We start from the raw sequence: 14865 nt of genomic DNA, 5'->3' as shown, positions 1-14865 counted from the left end.
TCGGACCCGGGGCGGACCCGGTGTGTCCACCCGTGGGTTGATTCTGGCTGCCGATCAGTGCGGGGCGATATCGGTTGAACCCCTGAGCGGCACCCCGAGCACCCCCGAGAACGGGAGTGACTACCAGTTGGGTCAGTCGAGCGGGACGCCGTACAGGACGAGGTTGTCGCTGTACCGGCGGGCGGCGTGGTCGTAGGCGCCGGTGCACGTCACCAGCGCCAGCCGCGGTTTCTGCGAGCCGTTGAAGAGGTCCGGCGGCAGGTTGTTCTGCCGGTACGTACGGCGCGCGACGATCTTGTACCAATGCTGCTCGCCGGCTCCGTCCGTGACGGCCACTCGCGTGTCCATCGGGACCTCGGACAGCTTGGCGAAGACGCCCCGTCCGCGAGCGGTGTCGACATGCCCCGCGAGGAGCACCGTCCCACCCTGGGCGCCGGGCGCTGCGCCGGCGGCCCACCACCCCACGTCGGCGGTGGCCGGGACCTGCAGCCGGCCGTCCCCACCGGCCGCGACCGGCCGCACCCGCACGGTCAGCAGGCCCGGCACCTTCACCTCGACGGGTGGTACAGCGGCCTCCCGCTCCTGCGGGCCGGCCGCGGCCTTCGGTACCTGGCCGGTGTCCTGCACCGCACCACCGAGCAGCATCACCAGGCCGACACCCAGTGCGCCGATGCCGAGCAGCCGCCGGCGGACCGGGACGGACTTGCCCACCAGCAACAGCAAGAGACCGAGGACGATCAGGCCCAGCGCGGCCCGGGAGCGCGCTTGGCGGGCATCCGCGACCATGCCGCCGGCACCGGTATCGACGGACGGCGTCGGCGTCGCAGCCTTGCACTGGCCGGTCACCATCCGCAGGTCCATCTCGATCACCGGTTTCGCGCCGTTGGCCACCGACTCGACCGCAGGGGACGCCGACTTCGGGATGTCGCCGGTGACCAGCTTAAGGTACTCCTGGTGCTGTTCCCGCTGGAACTGCAGCCAGGCGGCGTCGTACCCCTTCTTCCCGGCCTTCGCGGCCAGCGCGACCAGCTGCCGGCGCTGGTCGGCCGCCACCGTCGTCGCCAGCTCTAGATCGAGCCGGGCGGCAACCGCGTTCTCCTGGGCGGCCAGTTTCCGATGATCGCGTTCTAGCCGGCCTGCGACCTTGCGGATACAGGACGACGTACTTTGGCCGGACGCCGTGTGGGCGGCGGCGATGATCGTCAGGTTGAGCGCGTGGGCCGGGCTCAGGTACTCGGCATCGGGCTGCGTCGCCGCGCCGGCGGGCTGGGCCGTTCCCAGCACGCCCGCCGCGACGAGCAGCAAAATAGCCGGCACTCGCGCAAGTCTCACAAGTCAACCGTAAACGGAACGGCCCGCCAGGACACGTGGTCCGGCGGGCCGTTACGGGTAGTGCGTCAGGCAGCGATGTTCGCCTCGGCGGGGGTGTCGGCGATGACCGACTCCCGGCGCTTGGAGACGACGACCGCGGCAGCCAGTACGACGACCGCGGCGATCGCGATGCCGAGCCGCAGCGGCGTGTTGGCGTCCTCGCCGATGGCCGACAGGCCGACGACGGCCGGGGCGATCAGCACCGAGACCAGGTTCATCACCTTGATCAGCGGGTTGATGGCCGGACCGGCGGTGTCCTTGAACGGGTCACCGACGGTGTCACCGATGATGGTGGCCTCGTGCGCGGCCGAACCCTTGCCGCCGTGGTTACCGTCCTCGACCAGCTTCTTGGCGTTGTCCCAGGCTCCACCGGAGTTGGCCAGGAAGACCGCCATCAGCGTGCCGGCGCCGATCGCACCGGCCAGGTAGCCGGCCAGCGCCGCGGCGCCGAGGCCGAAGCCGACCGCGATCGGTGCGGTCAGCGCCAGCAGACCCGGGGTCGCGAGCTCACGCAGCGAGTCCTTGGTGCAGATGTCGACGACCTTGCCGTACTCCGGCTTGCCGGTGCCCTCCATGATCCCGGGGATGTCCCGGAACTGCCGGCGGACCTCGTAGACGACCGCACCGGCGGCCCGGCCGACGGCGTTGATCGCGAGACCGGAGAACATGAACACGACGGCCGCACCGAGGATGATGCCGACCAGCGTGCCCGGGTTGAAGACCAGCGCGTCGGCCTCGAACTTGGCGTAGTTGTCGGCCAGCGAGGTCCGGATCGCGTCGGTGTAGGAACCGAACAGTGCGGTCGCGGCCAGTACGGCGGTCGCGATCGCGATGCCCTTCGTGATCGCCTTGGTGGTGTTGCCGACGGCGTCCAGCTCGGTGAGGATCTGAGCCGCTTCGCCGTCCACGTCACCGGACATCTCGGCGATGCCCTGCGCGTTGTCGGAGACCGGGCCGAAGGTGTCCATCGCGACGATGACGCCGACGGTGGTCAGCAGACCACAACCGGCCAGCGCGATCGCGAACAGTGCCACGACACCGGAGCCGCCGACCAGGAAGGCGCCGTACACAGCTGCCGCGATCACGACGGCGGTGTAGACGGCGGACTCGAAGCCGACCGAGATACCGGACAGGATGACCGTGGCCGCACCGGTCAGCGACGTCTTGCCGACGTCCTTGACGGGCTTGTCCTCGGTACCGGTGTAGTAGCCGGTCAGCGCCAGGATGATGGCGGCCAGCACGATACCGATGATGACCGAGACGGTCGCGATGATGCGGGGGTCGCCGTCGTTGTTGGCGATCGCCGTACCGGCCGCGCCGGTCAGGTCCGCGAAGCTGCTCGGCAGGTAGACGAACGCTGCCACCGCACACAGGAGTCCGGAGATCACCGCGGAGATGTAGAACGCCCGGTTGATCGTGCGCAGACCGTTCTCGCCGGTCCGCGGCCGGGTCAGGAAGACACCGATGACCGCGGTGATGGTGCCGATGGCCGGCACGATCAGCGGGAAGATCAGGCCCTGCTCGCCGAAGGCGGCCTTACCCAGGATCAGCGACGCCACCAGCATCACGGCGTACGACTCGAACAGGTCCGCGGCCATACCGGCGCAGTCACCCACGTTGTCACCGACGTTGTCGGCGATGGTGGCGGCGTTGCGGGGGTCGTCCTCGGGGATGTTCTGCTCGACCTTGCCGACCAGGTCGGCGCCGACATCGGCGGCCTTGGTGAAGATACCGCCGCCGACTCGCATGAACATGGCGAGCATGGCGGCACCGAAACCGAAGCCCTCGAGCACGGTCGGGGCGTCACCCTTGAAGAGCAGCACCACCACCGAGGCGCCGAGCAGACCGAGGCCGACGGTGAACATACCGACGGTGCCACCGGTCCGGAACGCGACCCGCATCGCGGGCTCGCGGCCCTCGTCACGAGCGGCCGCGGCGACCCGGACGTTGGCGCGCGTGGCGAGCCACATGCCCAGGTAGCCGATCAGCGCGGAGAAGCCCGCACCGACCAGGAAGAAGACGGAACGGAAGATCTTCAGGGTCGTCGCGTTGTCGCCGTCCGTGTGCGCGGGCAGCAGGAACAGCAACAGGAACGCGACCACAGCAAAGATCGACAGCGTCCGGAACTGCCGGCTCAGAAAGGCCGATGCACCTTCCTGGACCGCGGCGGCGATCGTCTTCATGTTCTCGGTGCCATCGTTCGCGGCCAACACCTGGCTCCGGAAAACCATCGCAATGGCGACCGCGAGGATCGCGATCACTCCGACGACGATCACCAGTGTGGTGTTGCTCGACGAAAGATCCACCGCTTGTGGTGCAAGCAGCGCGGACATCCGTCCTCCTTGTAGGCAACCCATCCAGGCTTGACGGCCCCCATCTGCCGCAACCGAAGGGTTGGGGAAAATAACAAACAGCGCCAAGGACATGACGCGGTGGGTCACTCTAGCGGCATCGCGACCAGACCTGCAGGCAGGGTGGTCTACGCCATACCGGGGCGCTCAGGCGGCAGTGTCACGCACAGTGCCGATGCGGACACCTTTTCGCTTGTGGTCCAGGCCATTCACGGGCCGTTCAAATGGCTGATGCGACGTCCGGGTGGATGTCGAACACCTTGGTCAGACCGGTGATCCGGAAGATCTTCAGCAGCCGTTCCTGGGTACAGACCAGCGCCAGCGAGCCGTCGTGCGTCCGCACCCGTTTCAGTCCGCCGACGAGGACCCCGAGGCCGGTGGAATCCAGGAATTCCACGCGTTCCAGGTCCAGGACCAGGTCGTAGACCCCGTCGTCGACGAGCGCTGCGATCTTCTCGCGGAGCTTCGGTGCGGTGTAGACGTCGATCTCCCCCGCCACCTCGATGACGGTGCGCCCGCCCTCGGCGCGCGCGGTCAGCGACAGATCCACTTCGGCCTCCGATCCCGTGAACTGCTGCATTCAACCATGTACGGACCGTGAGAAGGACCGTTGTGGAAAACTCTTTCATCCCGCTGCATCGAAAGTCGATCTCCGTCCACAAAAAGCCGCGTGCATCCGCACGCGCATCCGGTGGGTGCACGAATCCGTGCACAACGACTGGACCAGAACTCCACTGTCCATGGGGCCAACTAGGCTCACCGCATGCGTGAAGGTGAGGCGGCCGCCGTACTGCGACGTCTCGCCACCGGCCGGGCCGATCGGCTCACCCATGTGGAGTCGGTGCCGGCGCGTCCGGGGCGGACGTGCGAGTGGCCGCGCTGGGTTCCACCCGAGGTGCTGGACCAATTGGCCGACGCCGGGATCGCGGCGCCGTGGATCCACCAGGTCGCCACGGCCGAAGCGGCGTACTCGGGTCGTCATGTCGTGGTCGCGACGGGGACTGCGTCCGGCAAGTCACTGGGCTATCTCTTGCCTGCCTTTGCGACGCTGAGCATCGCGCAGGCTGCTTCACCGCATCGGCGGACCGCCTCGGTGCTGTACCTCTCTCCCACCAAGGCGTTGGCGCACGACCAGCTACGCGCAGTCTCGACGTACACGGTGCCCGGGCTGCGCCCGACGACGTTGGACGGCGACTCCGAGCGCACCGAGCGCGACTGGGCTCGCGACCACGCTACCTATGTATTGAGCAACCCGGACATGCTGCACCGATCCGTCCTGCCGAACCATCAGCGCTGGGCCCGCTTCCTCGGCTGCCTGCAGTACGTGGTGATCGACGAGTGCCACCACTACCGCGGTGTCTTCGGTGCGCATGTGGCCGGCGTACTGCGTCGCTTGCGACGAGTCTGCGCGCAGTACGGCGCCAATCCGGTCTTCGTCTGCGCATCCGCGACGGTTGCCGAGCCGGCGGTGTCGGGCGAGCGGCTGACCGGTCTGCCGATGGTCGAGGTCGTTGACGACGGTTCACCGCGCGGCGGGATCGCCTTCGGTCTGTGGGAACCAGCGCTCACCTCTTTACATGGTGAAAACGGCGCCCCGGTACGACGCTCTGCTCCGGCCGAGGTGGCCGACCTTCTGACCGACTTGGTCGTGTCGGGCGTCCGGACGGTCGCGTTCGTCCGTTCGAGACGTGGCGCCGAGACGGTGGCAATGACAGCTCGCGAGAACCTGGCTGAGGTCGACCCCACGTTGATGGACCAGGTGTCGGCGTACCGGGCTGGTTATCTGCCGGAGGAGCGCAGACGGCTTGAGAGCATGCTGCAAAGTGGCGAGCTGACCGGAGTCGCCGCCACGAACGCCCTGGAGCTGGGGATCGACATTGCCGGGCTGGACGCCGTACTGCTGTCTGGCTGGCCTGGCACGCGCGCATCGCTCTGGCAGCAAGCCGGTCGCGCTGGTCGGGCCGGTGGAGACGCTCTGGCGTTGCTGGTGGCTCGCGACGATCCGCTGGACACCTATCTGGTTCGCCACCCGACCGCTGTGTTCGGGCGACCTGTTGAAGCGACTGTCTTCAATCCGGAGAACCCGTACGTCCTCGGACCGCAGCTCTGCGCGGCCGCGCAAGAGTTGCCGCTCACTGCGGCGGACTATGAGGTCTTCGGCAGTACGACGCCCACCGTGATCGCCCAGCTGGTCCGGCAGGGGGCGCTGCGCGAGCGACCGCATGGCTGGTTCTGGACCCGGCGTGAGCGCGCAGTCGACGCTATCGACATCCGATCGGCCGGCGGCAAGACAGTGCAGATCGTGGAGGACCAGACCGGTCGTCTGCTCGGCACTGTGGACGGCGGCTCGGCACATGCCTCGGTGCATGCGGGCGCTGTCTACGTGCACGCCGGTGAGTCCTACCTGGTCCGCACGCTCGATCTAGAGGGCCATGCTGCGATCGTCGAGCCGGCCGCGCCGGACTACACGACGTTCGCCCGCGATGTGACCGAGATCAGCGTCTTGGCGACCGAAGAGACCCGCGGCTGGGGGACGGCCGAGCTGTCGCGCGGCTGGGTCCAGGTGACCAGTCAGGTCATCTCGTTCCAGCGCAAGCTGATCTCGACCGGCGATGTCCTCGACGAGCAGCCACTCGATCTGCCGGAACGGACGCTGCGGACCAAGGCGGTCTGGTGGACAGTGCCCGACTCCGCGATCGAGGCGCTCGGACTGGACGACGTACCGGGTGCTGCGCATGCCGCCGAACACGCGTCGATCGGACTACTGCCGCTGTTCGCCACCTGCGATCGCTGGGACATCGGCGGCGTCTCCACCGCCCGGCACGCGGACACCGGCTGCCTCACCGTCTTCGTGTACGACGGCCACCCCGGCGGAGCGGGTTTCGCCGAGCACGGGTACGCGGCAGCTCGCGAGTGGTTGACCGCGACACGGGATGCCATTGCACACTGTGAGTGCACGGATGGCTGCCCATCCTGCGTACAGTCACCCAAGTGTGGGAACCAGAACAACCCACTCGACAAGAGCGGCGCGGTGGCGCTGCTCACCGCACTACTCAGTAGTGAGGCCTGAAAGGCAGCGTGCGCCATGTTCGTCCTCGGAATCGTTCTGATCGTCATCGCCGTACTGTTCGGCCTGGGCGTCTCGGTCTCGTCGACCGAGTCCACCACCATGACGGTGTTCGGCATCGACTTCGGCGTGAATGTGCCGACCTTGTTCTTCCTCGGCGCGACCGCGGGCGCTGCCCTGGTGGCCGGACTGTGGCTGACGAAGAAGGGTGCGACCCGCGGCTGGCGCCGGCACCAGGAGGTGCGTGCCCTGCGCGCCCAGGTCGCCACCAAGACCCAGCCTGCCGTGACCGAGCGTGACGAGACTCCGGAACTGACCGAGGACCGCGACGCAGAGGTAGCTGACGAGACAACCGGTTCCGAGCGACTGGCCACCGAGCAGCACGTGGCCTCCGACACCACGGACACCAAGCAGCCCCACTGACAACTCTGTTGCCCAGGGCATCAACCAACACAGTGGACTACCCCAGTATCCGTTGATGTCCGGAACATCTCGATCGAAACACAGCCCGGGCACGGCCACCCCGCAGCCGGATTTCGATGCCCACCGCAACGACTTTTTGCTGGCAGTTAGTTGCCATTGGCATCAAGTTCCGCCGTCTTGCCATCACCAACTCCGACCGAGCTGTGCATTACTGGTCGTGGCGTCAACGTCGCGTTGAGTCACTGTCGGCCTTCCGGGCCACACCGCCTCCTCACGGGGGATCGACCCGCAACCCGCCCACCGCGCAAGGGGTGGCGAAGCGGTTCCCGGAAACACGGACCGGCTCTCGTAACGGGGTCCCGACGACCTGACGCCGCGAGATGGTACGACCTTCGGAGGTTGTCTTGATCACCCGTAAACTGTTCACCCGTACCGGCGTGGTAGTCCTCGCGGTCAGCGTCGCACTGGCCACGGCCATCCCGGCCCAGGCCGCGAACGTGGCCACCGAGCGCGGATCCACCCCGGGCGTGGAGATCGGCGTGGCGAAGCAGATCGCCACCCGCGCCGACACCCGCTACTGCCTCACCTTCGTCGCGGCCGCCTCGGTCCCGATGGCGGTCATGATGGCCTGTGCTCCGGGCAAGGAAGGCAAGACCCAGGAGTGGATCTACACCGAGTCCGGCCAGCTGCAGGTCGCGATGAGCAAGAGCGTCGGTGGCGCCCTTGCCAAGACCGGAGCCTGCCTGGACAGCGGTGCGGACCTGGCCAAGGTTCCGGCCGCGGCCCCGCTGCTGGTGCTGCCGTGCCGTAGCGGCGACGGCCAGAAGTGGAGCTACGACGAGAGCGCCGGCACGTTCGTGAACGACGCGAGCGGTCTTGCTCTCACCTCACTGCTTGGCAAGGGGAAGGCCAAGCAGGCACAACCGACCGGAAGCATGGGTGCTACCGGCACACCGGTCCAGGGCTGGAGCGCACTGCCGCTGCCGGGTCTGGACATCCTGGGCGCAGTCCTGGCTCTGGTGAACGCGCTGCTGGCATCGCTGGGCCTGGCCCTGCCGCTGCCGATCGCGAACGCCGCAGGCAGCCTGCTGGAACTGGTTCGGCCGAAGCTGCCGATCCCGGCCCAGATGACGGTGCTGCCCAAGCAGATGATGCAGCTGGCACAGAAGTAACGCTCCAGCACCAACGGACAGCCGGCCCCGACATTGTCGGGGCCGGCTGTTTTCTCACTCCTTAGAGATCGACACTGCTTTCAGTTGTGAGATCTGGCGATCCGTCGTCGGTCAGGTGGTTCGGTGCTCGGGGATCGGCGCGGGATTCCGCTGCTTGCGCGTCAGCGGGAGCCGTACGCCGTCGTCACCGTCCGGGCCCTCCCTCAGCAGGACTCACCAGTCGGTGCCTGTCACCACCAGCACCAGTGGCCGTGATGCCAGTGCCCGAACAGCAGGTCGTCTACCAGGTGAAGAACCGAATACAACATTCGCAGTCACCTCCGATCCGATGAACCGAACGGCAAGACGCTACAACGCGACTTCACGTTCTGTATCTACTCCACTACCGGTTGCGACAGAACCTTGAGCGCACTTTAACGGACCCGCAATGCTCCCCGGGGGACTCCGACTTGACGCCGGATCGCGACTCCCGGTAACCGCCGCCGGAGCGGCGACTACCCGCCGTACACCGTTTGGGCAATTGTCTTCACAAAGCCGCCGCGCAGTGTCAATGTTTGACCGGCACGCGCAGTACTGACCCTCGCAAGGAGCCCTCTGATGCGATCACTCCGGCTGTCCACGACTGTTGCCCTCGGCACCACAGCCGCCCTGCTGCTGACCGGCTGCCTCGGTTCGTCGGGTTCCGGCGACCAGGACGCGAACCGCAACGCCGACGCCAAGAAGGTCGAGCTGACCATCGGCTCGAACGCGGTCAAGGGCGGTAAGAGCAGCGCCGGCGCGACCTTCACCGAGGACGTGCTGATCCCGAAGTTCGTCGCCGACCAGAAGGCCAAGGGCGTCGACGTCACGGTCAAGTTCCAGGGCGACGGCTCCGACGACGAGGTCTACAAGCAGAAGCTGTCCCTGGACCTGTCGAACAAGTCCGGCCCGGACCTGATCTCGATCGACGGCATCTGGGTCGGCGAGTTCGCCCAGGCCGGGTACATCAAACCGCTCACCGACACCGTCGGCGACGCGGCCAAGGTGGACAACTGGGACGGCTGGAAGCAGATCCCCGAGTCGGTGCAGCAGCTCGGCACCTTCGAGACCAAGCGGTACGGCGTTCCCGGTGGTACCGACGGCCGTGTCCTGTACTTCAACAAGAAGCTGTTCCAGCAGGCCGGGCTCCCGGCGGACTGGCAGCCGAAGTCGTGGGACGAGATCATCCAGGCCGGTCAGAAGCTGAAGGCGCTGTCCGGAGTGACGCCGATCCAGATCAACGGCGGTACGGCGATGGGCGAGGCGACCACCATGCAGGGCGTCTTGCCGTTGCTGGTCGGCACCGGTGCGGCGATCAACACCGACGGCAAGTGGCTCGGCGACACCCCGCAGCTCCGTCAGGTGCTCGACTTCTACCACCAGATTTACAGCTCCGGCCTCGGTGACCCGGTGCTGCAGCGCGAGGCCAAGGGCCGGGACAAGTCGTTCGCCGAGTTCGCCGCGAACAAGATCGGCATCCTGCTGGAGAGCGACTACTTCTGGCGCAGCGTGGTGGAGCCGAAGGCCGGCGTCGCCAAGATGGCCGATCGCGACAGCGCTGTCGGCTACGCCCTGATCCCGGCTGCCAAGCCGGGTAGCGGCGTCAAGGGCCAGGACTTCGTGTCGATGTCCGGTGGCGGTGCGACGGTGATAAACCCGAACACGAAGTTCCCGCAGCAGGCCTGGGAACTGCTGCAGTTCATGAACTCCGCCGAGATGGTCAAGGAATCCCTGAACGGCGCGGCCAAGATCACCCAGCGGACCGACGTCAACACCGAGGTCCTCGCCAGCGACCCGATGCTGAACTTCGTGGCCACCAAGGTGCTGCCGATCACGCAGTACCGACCGGGCCTGGCGGAGTACCCGAAGATCTCGGCCGCCCTGCAGCAGGCGACCGCGGATGTGATCGGCGGCAAGACCACCGATGTTGCTGCTAAGGCGTACCAGAAGTCCGTCGAGACCGCGGCCGGCGGCAAGGACAAGGTCACCACGAACTGATGACCGCCACCTCCTCACCCGTGCCGGCCGAGCCGGCGCGGGGACGCGCCCCCGCGCGGGACGTGGCCGGGCTCGGTATCGGCCGCGCGCTCGCCTTCGTCGCTCCAGCGCTGCTGTTGATTGCCGCGTTCCTGGTGTTCCCCGCGATCTGGACGATCTACATCGGCATCACCAACTACCGGCTGACCGGCATCGAGGCGGTTTCCCCGTCGATGGTCGGCCTGTCGAACTACACCCGCGCGCTCAACGACGCCCTGTTCCACAACGCGTTGTGGCTGACGATGCTGTTCGTGCTCGGTTCGGCGATCATCGGCCAGAACATCCTCGGCTTCACCCTCGCCTGGATTCTCCGCCGCGCGCGCCCGGCAGTACGCCGTACCGTCGAGGCTTTGACGTTGCTGGCCTGGATCCTGCCGTCGACCGTGGTCGCGTACCTGTGGGTCGCGTTCTTCGACCGGGACACCGGCACGCTGAACAGCATCCTCGGCACGGCGGGGACCGCGTGGCTGATCGACTATCCGATGGTGTGCCTGGTTGTGTTCAACACCTGGCGCGGTACGGCGTTCTCGATGATGCTCTACTCGTCAGCCCTGCAAGCGGTTCCGCCATCACAGCTCGAGTCGGCCCGGATGGTCGGGGCATCGGGCTGGCAGACGCTGCGGGACGTGGTGTTCCCGCATATCCGGGGTCACGTACTTACCAACACCCTGTTGATCTCCCTGTGGACAGCCAACGACTTCTCGCCGTTCCTGCTCACCAAGGGCGGACCGAACCACGAGTCCGAGACCGTGCCTGTGTATATCTACAACGTCGCGCTGCAAGGCGGTGAGCTCGGCTACTCGTCGGCCATCTCCTTCCTGCTCCTGCTGGCGAACCTGCTCGTCTCGCTGATCTACCTTCGGCTGCTGAGGAGGCGCGCATGACACCGACCTACGTGGTACGGCGGATCGGTTTCTACGTGCTGATCTGCGCGATCACGGTGTTCTTCGCCGTACCGATGTTGTGGATCGCGTCCGCGCCGTTCGACAAGAACCCTGGTCTGGGCGTGCATTGGCCGGACTGGACGTTGGAGAACGTCCGGAAGACCCTCGACCATCCCTATGCGCTGCACTCGATGGTCAACTCGCTGATCATCTGCATCACTACCGCGTTGGCCGTGACTGCTTTTGCCGCGCTGGCCAGCTACGCCTTGTCGCGGGTGCGGATCCCCGGGCGGGATGCGCTGCTGTACGGGCTTCTGCTGCTGTCGTCGGTCGTCACCGGTACGGCGGCGATGGTGCCGATCTTCGTGATGATCTACCAACTGGGGTTGATCGACTCGCGGTTCGGTGTCGCGCTGGTGATGACCGGCGGATTGTTGCCGGCCGCAATCTTCATTCTGAAGGACTTCGTCGACGCCGTCCCGAAGTCTTATGAGGAGTCGGCGCGGGTCTTCGGCGCATCCACGCTGCAGATCCTGCGCGACGTCGTACTGCCGGTCGCGCGACCCGGGCTGGCCACGATCATGGTCTGGGCGTTCGTGAACTCCTGGGGCAACTTCCTCGTGCCGTTCCTGCTCATCCGCTCGATCGATTTGCAACCTGGCGCCGTACTGATGCAGACGCTCACCGACGAAGGCGGCAGCGTGAACCTGCAGGTCCTGCCGGTCTTCTCGCTACTGTTCTCCATCCCCGTCGTCGTTCTGTACCTACTGGTGAACTCGCGCTACGGGTTCCGCTTCCACGGAGGGATCAAGTCCTGATGGCCGGTATCGACATCGAGGGTCTCGCGACCGTCTACCCGAACGGCGTCCGCGCCGTAGACGGCCTCGACCTGCACGTCGCCGACGGTGAGTTCTTCGCCCTCCTCGGCCCATCCGGCTGCGGCAAGACCACCCTGCTACGAACCATCGCCGGCCTGGAGTCCGCCTCCGAAGGCACCGTCCGCATCGACGCGGCAGACGTCACCCGCACCGAACCCGGCAAGCGCGGAGTAGCCATGGTCTTCCAGGACTACGCCCTCTTCCCCCACATGAACGTCGCCGAAAACATCACCTACCCGTTGAAAGTACGCCGAGTAGCCGCCGCGACCCGCGCGGAGACCGCCGAACGCACCGCCGGCGAACTCTCCCTCGACGGCCTCCTCGAACGCCGCCCCGGCCAACTCTCCGGCGGCCAGCAACAACGCGTAGCCCTAGCCCGAGCCATCGCCTCCCAAGGCAAGGTCCTGCTGCTCGACGAACCCCTCTCCAACCTCGACGCCCGCCTCCGCCTCGAAGCCCGCACCTTCCTCAAGAAACTCCAACGCGACCTAGGCATCACCACCGTCTTCGTCACCCACGACCAAGCCGAAGCCCTGGCCCTGGCCGACCGCATAGCCGTCATGGAATCCGGCAAACTCCGCCAACTAGGCACCCCCCGAGAAGTCTTCGCCCGCCCCACCAACACCTTCGTAGCCAACTTCATCGGCTCCACCCCCATGAACCTCCTCCCCGGAGTAGTCGCCGCAGCAGCAGACGACACCACCTTCGCCACCTTGCCCACCGCGAATGCCGCGCCCGGCACCAACTCCACCGCGGCAGACGACACCATCCTCGCCACGCCGGCCGATCACGCCATCCCAGCCGATGCCTCCTCAGCGACCGGTTCGGGGCTTGCGAGCCGCCCCCTCCCTGCTCACCACAGTTCGATCCGGAACGGCGTAGGGGTGGTATCAGTCGCCGGCGGAAGCTTGCCAGCGGCAACTTATTCTGTCCCCGCAGGCGCCGAGGTAACTGTCGGCATCCGCCCCGAGTACCTCACCCTCAGCACCGGCGATGCGGTCGGACCTGGGTTGCGGGGAACTGTCGTCGTCGCCGAGAACCTTGGCGTTCAGTCACTCGTCAGCGTCGACTGCGATGGAACATTGATCGGTGTGACAGTTCCTGAAGAACAGGAGCCGGAGCCCGGTAAGCCCGTGTTCCTCACGGCACCACCCGACCGCGTGCTGTTGTACGACCGCGAGTCCGGGGAACTCCTCGCCCGCCGGCCCACCACGGTCGCCTGATGGCAGTCACGTCGTACCGTCGCCGCTGGACACTCGACGACCGCGCCGAATCCCCCTGGCATTCGCTCCCGGTCGACGTGCCGGCTGACTGCCCCGGACTCCTTGTCACGTTGACGATTCCACCGATCGACGGCGTCGTCATCGACATCGGCCTCGAGGGCCCCGACGGCTGGCGCGGCTGGTCCGGCGGCGCACGACAAACCTTCGCGATCACCCCGACCGCGGCAACCCCCGGCTACGTCCCCGGCGAACTCGAGCCCGGCACCTGGTGGGTCGTCCTCGGCCTCCACCGCCTCCCGACCGAAGGCGCCGAACTCATCGTCGAGGCAGTCACCGGACCGGTCGCCGACATCCCCGGCCTGACCTCGTACGCCGACGCTTCGGCCGCGATCGCCGTACCGGAGCGCCCACCCCGCCGTACCCTCCCGGCCACCCCTGGCCTGAAGTGGATCGCCGGTGACTTCCACGCCCACTCACTGCACTCCGACGGCAGTACCCCGATCGCCAACCTGGCCGCACTGGGCGTCGCCGCCGGACTCGACGTACTCGCGATCACCGACCACAACACGATCGCCCACCACCGCGAGCTCCCCGGCCTGAGCGACCGCTTCGGCATCGGCCTGATCCCCGGCCAGGAAGTCACCACCGACACCGGCCACGCCAATGCCTTCGGCCACCTCACCGCCATCGACTTCCGCCAACCCGCCTCCACCTGGGTCACCGAAGTAGCCCGCCAAGGCGGCCTCCTCTCGATCAACCACCCCCTGGGCGGCGACTGCGCCTGGCGCCACCCCCTGACCGAACACCCACCACTAGCCGAAATCTGGCACTCCTCCTGGCTGGACCACCACTGGGGCGGCCCCATCGCCTGGTGGCAAGCCTGGGGCCTAGACACCGTCGCCATCGGCGGCAGCGACTGGCACAACCCCACCAGCCCCACCCCGATCGGTACCCCCACCACCTGGCTAGCCGTAGACGCCGCAGCCGAAACCCCCGCCGAGTTGGTAGAGGCCACCCTCCAAGCCCTAACCGCCGGCCGCACCGCCATCTCCACCACCTACACCGCCCCCGTCCTCCTCCGAGTAGAAGACACCCTGATCGCCCTGGACGCCCCCAACACCCTCGTCCTATCCCCCAACGGCACCCGCCACCCCATCACCTCCCCCCACCACCAACTCCCCGCCACCCCCGGCCCCCACACCCTCGTAACCCACACCGGCCAATTCCTCTCCAGCTGCACCTAACCCAACCCAAGCCGCCCGCCGAAGCAGGACCTGGTCGAACGACTCCCGCGAGAGCCGGACATGCAGCACTCACCAGCCCCTCCAACCACGGCCGCCCGCCGGAGGACGGGCACGGTGAAGCAGGTCCCACAGAAGTTGGTCAGTGGCAGCGGTCCACACCAAGCCGTCGCGCCCAACTGCATGTCAGCCGGACGCCC

Annotated in this window: 11 protein-coding genes; 8 read left to right on the top strand and 3 right to left on the bottom strand. The window is 67.1% G+C overall.

The features are described 5' to 3' along the window. Positions 1-132 precede the first annotated feature (132 nt). From ACFTSF_RS03295 to ACFTSF_RS03285, 3 genes are all read right to left on the bottom strand, one after another. Positions 133-1332 (bottom strand): DUF4142 domain-containing protein, encoded by a 1200-nt coding sequence (locus tag ACFTSF_RS03295; RefSeq protein ID WP_380152250.1) that lies wholly within the window; start codon positions 1330-1332, stop codon positions 133-135. A gap of 65 nt (positions 1333-1397) precedes the next feature. Further along, positions 1398-3704 carry a sodium-translocating pyrophosphatase gene (locus ACFTSF_RS03290; RefSeq protein ID WP_344152902.1) on the bottom strand — a complete coding sequence of 769 codons (2307 nt, stop codon included), beginning with the start codon at positions 3702-3704 and terminating at the stop codon, positions 1398-1400. Between the two features lie 238 nt (positions 3705-3942). Further along, positions 3943-4272, bottom strand: a complete 330-nt coding sequence (locus ACFTSF_RS03285; protein ID WP_344153611.1) for an STAS domain-containing protein — start codon at positions 4270-4272, stop codon at positions 3943-3945. Between the two features lie 213 nt (positions 4273-4485). On the opposite strand from ACFTSF_RS03285, the gene ACFTSF_RS03280 reads away from it, so the two are divergent. The 8 genes from ACFTSF_RS03280 (at position 4486) to ACFTSF_RS03245 (ending at position 14668) form a co-directional block, all read left to right on the top strand. Next, positions 4486-6792 (top strand): DEAD/DEAH box helicase, encoded by a 2307-nt coding sequence (locus ACFTSF_RS03280; protein ID WP_380152249.1) that lies wholly within the window; start codon positions 4486-4488, stop codon positions 6790-6792. Positions 6793-6807: 15 nt separating this feature from the next. After that, positions 6808-7212, top strand: coding sequence for a hypothetical protein (locus tag ACFTSF_RS03275; RefSeq protein ID WP_380152248.1), 405 nt, complete (start codon positions 6808-6810; stop codon positions 7210-7212). A gap of 404 nt (positions 7213-7616) precedes the next feature. Further along, complete coding sequence (locus ACFTSF_RS03270; RefSeq protein ID WP_380152246.1) at positions 7617-8384, top strand: hypothetical protein; 768 nt, start codon at positions 7617-7619, stop codon at positions 8382-8384. A gap of 597 nt (positions 8385-8981) precedes the next feature. Continuing rightward, complete coding sequence (locus ACFTSF_RS03265) at positions 8982-10400, top strand: extracellular solute-binding protein (RefSeq protein ID WP_380152245.1); 1419 nt, start codon at positions 8982-8984, stop codon at positions 10398-10400. After that, positions 10400-11323: a carbohydrate ABC transporter permease gene (locus tag ACFTSF_RS03260; RefSeq protein WP_380152244.1), complete on the top strand. Its 924-nt coding sequence runs from the start codon at positions 10400-10402 to the stop codon at positions 11321-11323. The genes ACFTSF_RS03265 and ACFTSF_RS03260 overlap by 1 nt, the downstream gene beginning before the upstream one ends. Beyond that, a complete protein-coding gene (locus tag ACFTSF_RS03255; protein WP_380152243.1) occupies positions 11320-12141 on the top strand; it encodes a carbohydrate ABC transporter permease in 822 nt (273 codons plus the stop codon). Before ACFTSF_RS03260 ends, ACFTSF_RS03255 begins: the two co-directional genes overlap by 4 nt. Then, complete coding sequence (locus tag ACFTSF_RS03250) at positions 12141-13424, top strand: ABC transporter ATP-binding protein (RefSeq protein WP_380152242.1); 1284 nt, start codon at positions 12141-12143, stop codon at positions 13422-13424. Before ACFTSF_RS03255 ends, ACFTSF_RS03250 begins: the two co-directional genes overlap by 1 nt. Beyond that, complete coding sequence (locus ACFTSF_RS03245; RefSeq protein ID WP_380152241.1) at positions 13424-14668, top strand: CehA/McbA family metallohydrolase; 1245 nt, start codon at positions 13424-13426, stop codon at positions 14666-14668. Before ACFTSF_RS03250 ends, ACFTSF_RS03245 begins: the two co-directional genes overlap by 1 nt. Positions 14669-14865 lie beyond the last annotated feature (197 nt).

Origin of the sequence: Kribbella sp. NPDC056951, assembly GCF_042674205.1 — a bacterium.
Classification (GTDB): Bacteria; Actinomycetota; Actinomycetes; order Propionibacteriales; family Kribbellaceae; genus Kribbella; species Kribbella yunnanensis.
Note: the sequence above shows the minus strand (reverse complement) of the source record. Positions and strands in the feature narration are given on the sequence as shown.